Source organism: Sharpea azabuensis DSM 18934, assembly GCF_000702165.1.
Classification (GTDB): domain Bacteria; phylum Bacillota_I; class Bacilli_A; order Erysipelotrichales; family Coprobacillaceae; genus Sharpea; species Sharpea azabuensis.
Window position 1 is genome coordinate 1 of the sequence record NZ_JNKU01000070.1, and the last position, 6,234, is coordinate 6,234.

Below are 6,234 nucleotides of genomic sequence, written 5' to 3' on the forward strand. Positions count from 1 at the left end.
ACAGTTTTTTAAAGCGAATTTAAAATTTGTCAGCTAAGACCCCACGATTTCTTAAAGCGAAATTCGTCAAACCCCACGATTATTTAAAGCGCCAATATAATTGACCTTGCTTGGTAGTTATTTTGGATATTTCCACTGTCTACTTGACAGGGGTCATATCATATCAAAAGTCCGTCTTTTTTATTTTAATCTTTTTTCTTTAGTGCAAGAAAAGCTAGTAAAACTCCACAAATAAAAAACACACCGCTGATAATTGTTAATTCATCAAGTTGAAAAGACATATAATCATAGAAATTTGAGAAATTGGTTTCATGAGAGTTATATGCATAGATAGCAATAGTGATGTATTTTGTTAAAAATACCATTGTTGCTATTAAAAATGAAGTAGAGGCTAGATGTACTAAAATTCCTTTATTATTCATCGTGATCTCCTTAATAAATGGCTGATTTGAAATCTAATGAATTGGCTGGTTTTCTAGCATATACCGTTTTTTCTGTCAGCCAAAGAGTTGTTCCATAATCAGTTTTATACGCTCTTTGCAGCGTTCCCTTGTATGTTGAGTATTTTCTTCTTGCTTTAATGTAAGCTTTTTTATATGCTGGAACTTCAATACTGTATGAAGCCGAGATATCAATTCCTACTGATTTTTGAAATCCAACAGTTTTTGCTATGGCGCTGGAAATTGACTCTGAACTTATTGAGGAAGAAAAAGTAGAAGAATATGAAAAAGATGAGGTTGCTCTTTTTGTTCCTGAAGCTGTCAAAACTGCTTTATGATCTACGGGTTGTGTTCGTTCCGCTAAAGTCATATAGCTACCATATGTTGTTCCCATGCTTTTTTTGTTTATTACTCTATACGTGTTTGTCGGTATAGCTTCCCCCATGTTTTATCGTGCAAGGACAGAGCTTGTGGATATTTGTACTCCTTCTGATGCAATCAATAATGAAATAAATATAGCTATAATTTTTCTTAACATGAAATGACCTCCTAAAAATTATATTCCCTAAAATAATTATAACTATATTATTAAAAACAATACAATCATTTTCATTCAATTGAAAAAATAATTTTGGGTTGATTAGAACATATTCTTAACTTTTTTATTCATATAATTTTCTCCGAGTGTTCCTACTGATATTAGAATTGTTCCCTACATATATATTCATATCAATTATTTAATTAGAAAATAATAAGCTTAGAACGTTATTTTAATAAAATAACATTCTAAGCTTATTGTAAGAAGAGAAAAGGAGGAAAATAAGTAATATGGTCCCTTAAAAGTAAGGCAGTACATTTTATGTATTTGTACTGTCTTTCTTTAAGAGATCATACTATTTTGCCCCATGCTTTTCTCAATTCTATTCAATAAATGATGCACTTGTACGAGGTAGTGCGTCAGTTACATAAGCGCCTGCTTCTTCGCTTCTTTCTGGAATAATCTTATAGATGACTTTCAACAATATCTTATCAAAAGGCAACAACAAGAATGTTGTACCGATATTAAAGATGGTATGGAAGTTAGCAATCTGACTTGCTGCATTCACACTGAAAGACTGAACGATGCTTAAGATTGGTGTAAAGGCAATAATGCCCACAAAGATTAATGTCCCAATGCAGTTAAAGAGCACATGGAAAGCAGCAATACGCTTTGGACGACGATCACCACTCATGCTTGCAAGCACGGCCGTAATACATGTCCCAATATTCAAGCCACAAACCATAAAGGCAGCTGTATGGAAAGGAATCAACCCCTTCATAGCCAACGTCTGAAGGATGCCAATAGCAGCTCCTGATGATTGAATCAAAGCTGTGAAGGCAGCTGCAAATGCAATCGCAAGCAGCGGGTTGGATAATGTTGTCATCAGATGAAGAAAGGCTTTTGATTTCTGCAATGGTTCCATTGCATCACTCATCATAGACAAGCCCATAAAGAGAACACCAAAACCTGTTAAGAGTGTACCGATTGTTTTTGTCTTCTTCTTCGATGCAAACATATGCATAAAGACACCAACAACCGCAAAGACTGGCGCAATGGCACCTACGTTAATGGCAATCATCTGTGCTGTTATGGTTGTACCAATATTGGAACCCATGACAACCCAGATACATCTTTGTAGGTTCATTAAGCCGGCATTCATAAAACCAATGAGCATGACAGTCATTGCACTTGATGACTGCAAGGCAGCTGTAACGCCGATGCCTACTAGTACCGCTTTGAGTTTACTATTTGTCAGTTTTTCTAATATATCCTTAAGTTTAGATCCAGCTGCTTCTTCGAGCGAATCAGACAAAACAGTCATCCCAAAGAGGAATAAAGCAAGCCCACCTGCCAAAGATAACCAATTCGAAATCTCCATACTTATCTTCTCCTTTGCCTTCATTATAGTTCAAAAGAAAATGATAAATATCAAGCAATACTTAAGGAAATGTTAAGATTGTGTAAATTATGAAGATAAACTTAATAGATTGCTAAGATAGAACCACTTATTCACAATTCCTACTCAAATTCATCAAACGATATGCCCACCATTTCATCACTCATGCGATTAGCGAGCGTCGTTCTTCTGACAATAAAATCATCTTTACGGCTAATAGCTGTTTTGAAAATCTGGGTTGAACCAAGCAAGTAAAGTGCACTCTTCGCTCTTGAAAGGCCTGTATAAAGCAGATTCTTGCGATTCATGATGCCAAAGTCGGAAAGAACAGGCATGATGACAACAGGGAACTCATTACCCTGTGATTTATGAACCGTCATACAATAGGCATGGGTAATGACATTGAAATCACCATCAATATATTCCACAAGAACACCATCAAAATCACAGACAATTGTATTGCTTGGATGACCTGGTGTCTTTTTGATAATTTCTACCAATGTTCCAATATCACCATTAAAGACCTCATCATCAGGACGATTCTTTAGCTGAAGTATCTTATCGCCCACTCTAAATATGCGCGCACCAACTTTCAATTCCTCCTTGAGAGGAGAAGGTGGATTAAGCAGGGACTGCAAGGCTTCATTCAAGGCATCGACACCGGCAACACCTTGATACATAGGTGAAAGAACCTGAATATCTTTGTCTTCATAGCCATCATCGATATAGGATTTCACAATATCAAGCACTTCACCAACAACTTCATAATTAGGAACACTGATAAAATGAATATCATTGTATTGTCTAAAGATAGCTTCATCATAAACATCATTGCGTAGTTCATGGGCTAACGTGACAATACCACTGCCCTCTTCCTGGCGATAGATCTTGTTGAGTTCAATAACTGGGACAAGATGACTCTTAATCATATCGGCAAGGACATTACCTGGTGAAACAGAAGGTAATTGCTGGTCATCACCAATTAAGAGAATCTTATTGACATGAACACTTGCTTCAAGAAGTTTCGCAAAGAGCACACTATCCACCATTGAGAACTCATCAATCACTAGCAGACGGGTAGAAAGCGGATTGCCGCTATTGATTCCAAATGTATTCGTATGCATATCCCATTTGAGCAAGCGATGAATAGTCGCTGTTTCAAGGCCAGTCAATTCGCTTAATCTTTTAGCTGCTCTGCCAGTTGGTGCTACAAGATCAATGCGATCATCAGGATAGAAGCTTTTAAAAATGCGCAGGATGGCTTTGACGATTGTCGTCTTGCCCGTCCCTGGTCCCCCAGTAAGAATTGTTGCAGGATGACGCATGAAGGAAGCGATGGCTTCTTTTTGGGTTTTATCATAGGTAATATCAAGCTGTTCTTCAACTTGGCTTATTTGTTTTTCTAGTCGCTCTTCATCAAGGTTAGCTAAAGGAAGATTAGAGAATTTCCTAAAGAGTGATGAGATGGTGATTTCTGAATCATAGAGATCATGGGGATAATAGCGTTCATCTTCCTTAATGATCTTATAGTCATCAAGAAGCTCCTGCAAATATTCATCAAAGAGTTCCAACGTTAATTGTGGCACAAAGCGAAAGGCTGCTTTCTTGATTTCATCAAGATAGGCATAGGTTGACCCTGTCTGAAAGCAACGTTCCAATAAGGCATAGGCAACTGCTGCCTTTAAACGATAAGGATGATCAGCAGCAAAGTTTAGCTTTTTAGCAAGTGTATCCGCACTCTTGAAACCAACCCCATCAATATCATCAATAAGCTGATAGGGATTATTCTGCAAGACATCCAATGTCCTTTCTTTATAAAAGCCTTGAATGAGGCCGAGATTACGTGTTGAGATGCCATGCCCCATAAAGAAGGAAAGGACTTGCTGATCATAGGATTGATTGTCAATGACTTGCTTAATGACATTCATCTTGTTTTCATTCATGCCCTTGATGCCTCTTAGACAGCTAGCATCTTCCTTAATCATCTTTAAGGCATTCTCACCCAAAGCATCAACAATGGCTGTTGCCTGCTTCTCCCCAATGCCCTTAAATAGAGATGAAGAGAGATAGCGTATAATGCGTTCACGATCATCCGCTAACAGGACTTCATAGCCTCTTAGCTGAAACTGCTTGCCATAGCGGGGATGCTGAATGAATTCCCCTTCAATCCGATAGCGTTCATCACTTTCAACATAACTCATATTGCCAGTAATCGTAAAGGGCGTAACCTCTTCATTGGCTTCAAAGGTTGCCACGATAAACTTTGAATCTTCATTATAATAGCGTATGCGGGTAATCATTCCTGTATATGTGAGCATTATAGATAAGTTATCTCCTCATTATTCTTATAGACCTTGTCTATTGTGCCACCTCCTAGACAGACTTCTCCTTGATAGAAGACGGCTTCCTGGCCCGGTGTAACACTCTTGACCTGGTTCTTAAAGGTACAATAGAGCGTACCATCTTCATTGAAATGAATAGAGACTTCATTATCTTTCTGGCGATATCTGAACTTTGCGGTACAGTCATATTCACCTACTGGTGGTTTGCCACTGATCCAGTTGACATCCGTCACACTGCAGCCGTCACTCATCAGCCACTTATTCTGATCCCCCTGGGCAATATAGAGGATATTCTGGTCATAATCCTTTCCACAGACAAACCAAGGACCACCCTTACCACCAATATTCAGACCTTTTCTTTGTCCAATTGTATAATACATAATGCCTTGGTGTTCACCAATGACCTGCTTTGTTTCAATATCAACCATCTTACCTGGCTTAGCAGGAATATAGTTCTTTAAGAAGGCTTTGAAGTCACGTTCACCAATAAAACAGATACCTGTACTATCTTTCTTTTTGGCGACAGGTAGTTGTTGTTCTAAGGCAATCTTTCTCACTTCTGGCTTGGTGATATCACCAAGTGGGAAAAGGACACGTTCTAACTGATGCTGATTAAGCTGACAAAGGAAATAGGTCTGGTCCTTATTGTTGTCAACTCCCCTTAACATAACACTTTCACCATCAGGATGGTGTTCAATACGGGCATAATGCCCTGTCGCAATCCAGTCTGCATCAATGGAGAAAGCATAATCAAGAAAGGCTTTGAATTTGATTTCTTTATTGCAGAGGATATCAGGATTTGGTGTACGCCCTTTCGCATATTCTTCTAAGAAATAAGTAAAAACATGATCCCAGTATTCCTTAATAAAATCAACACGTTTTAATTCTAAGCCAAGATGCTCTGCCACCGCTTTAGCATCCGCATAGTCCACTTCCTGTGAACAGACATCATCATTTATTGTTGGATTGCCTAAATAGTCATTATTAAGCTGTGAATCCCAGTTACGCATAAAGACAGGTACGACTTCATAACCTGCTTCCTTCAACAAATAAGCCGCAACAGCACTATCTACGCCCCCGCTTAAACCTAATACAACTCTTTCCATAATCATACTCCTCTCATTTTCGTCACCCTCCATTAAAAAACAAATTTCCAAAATAATCAAGATATCTACTTACATCACAATCAAAACCACGTCTAAAAGGCGTGGTTTGAACTGCGGCTATAAGCCTATGATACCTGCTCGCGTCTAAAGGCGCTTGCTTTCACTTCGTTCAAGCTACCGCTCTTGACGCTCGCTATCCCTCAAAGGGATTCTTTTTTTCTTTTTTACTACTTTGTTTTATTGTCTTTTATTTTTCCTTTTTCGCTTCTTTTTCTCTTCGTTGCGTTTGAAAATGGATCGCCGTATTCCTTGACACTCAGCTTGTCCACCATCTGGTCATGCATCTCCTGCTCTCGGATATATTTCTCCACAGTTGCTGTATTCAGCCCTACTGTCGACACATAAAATC

Annotated in this window: 5 protein-coding genes and 1 pseudogene; all 6 read right to left on the reverse strand. The window is 38.4% G+C overall.

Annotation, left to right across the window (positions count from 1 at the left end):
• Window positions 1-185: 185 nt before the first annotated feature.
• Entirely contained in the window at window positions 186-422 is a 237-nt protein-coding gene (locus T529_RS0111220) for a hypothetical protein (protein WP_033163698.1), read from the reverse strand.
• A gap of 10 nt (window positions 423-432) precedes the next feature.
• The gene (locus tag T529_RS13220; protein WP_162173007.1) at window positions 433-810 is read right to left on the reverse strand and encodes a hypothetical protein; all 378 of its coding nucleotides are present in this window, start codon (window positions 808-810) and stop codon (window positions 433-435) included.
• A 550-nt stretch (window positions 811-1,360) separates the two neighbouring features.
• Window positions 1,361-2,359, reverse strand: coding sequence for a Na/Pi cotransporter family protein (locus tag T529_RS0111225; RefSeq protein WP_051646985.1), 999 nt, complete (start codon window positions 2,357-2,359; stop codon window positions 1,361-1,363).
• 140 nt (window positions 2,360-2,499) lie between these two features.
• Window positions 2,500-4,695, reverse strand: coding sequence for an SF1B family DNA helicase RecD2 (recD2, locus tag T529_RS0111230; RefSeq protein ID WP_033163699.1), 2,196 nt, complete (start codon window positions 4,693-4,695; stop codon window positions 2,500-2,502).
• Complete coding sequence (gene mnmA / locus T529_RS0111235) at window positions 4,695-5,825, reverse strand: tRNA 2-thiouridine(34) synthase MnmA (RefSeq protein ID WP_202962305.1); 1,131 nt, start codon at window positions 5,823-5,825, stop codon at window positions 4,695-4,697. The genes recD2 and mnmA overlap by 1 nt, the downstream gene beginning before the upstream one ends.
• A gap of 227 nt (window positions 5,826-6,052) precedes the next feature.
• Window positions 6,053-6,234, reverse strand: a pseudogene (locus tag T529_RS12955) (IS200/IS605 family transposase); the annotation flags it as partial.

Bases quoted from the DNA above. Each gene is read 5' to 3' on its own strand.
- T529_RS0111220 (WP_033163698.1), bottom strand. From the start codon at position 422: ATGAATAATAAAGGAATTTTAGTACATCTAGCCTCTACTTCATTTTTA.
- T529_RS13220 (WP_162173007.1), bottom strand. From the start codon at position 810: ATGACTTTAGCGGAACGAACACAACCCGTAGATCATAAAGCAGTTTTG.
- T529_RS0111225 (WP_051646985.1), bottom strand. From the start codon at position 2,359: ATGGAGATTTCGAATTGGTTATCTTTGGCAGGTGGGCTTGCTTTATTC.
- recD2 (WP_033163699.1), bottom strand. From the start codon at position 4,695: ATGCTCACATATACAGGAATGATTACCCGCATACGCTATTATAATGAA.
- mnmA (WP_202962305.1), bottom strand. From the start codon at position 5,825: ATGGAAAGAGTTGTATTAGGTTTAAGCGGGGGCGTAGATAGTGCTGTT.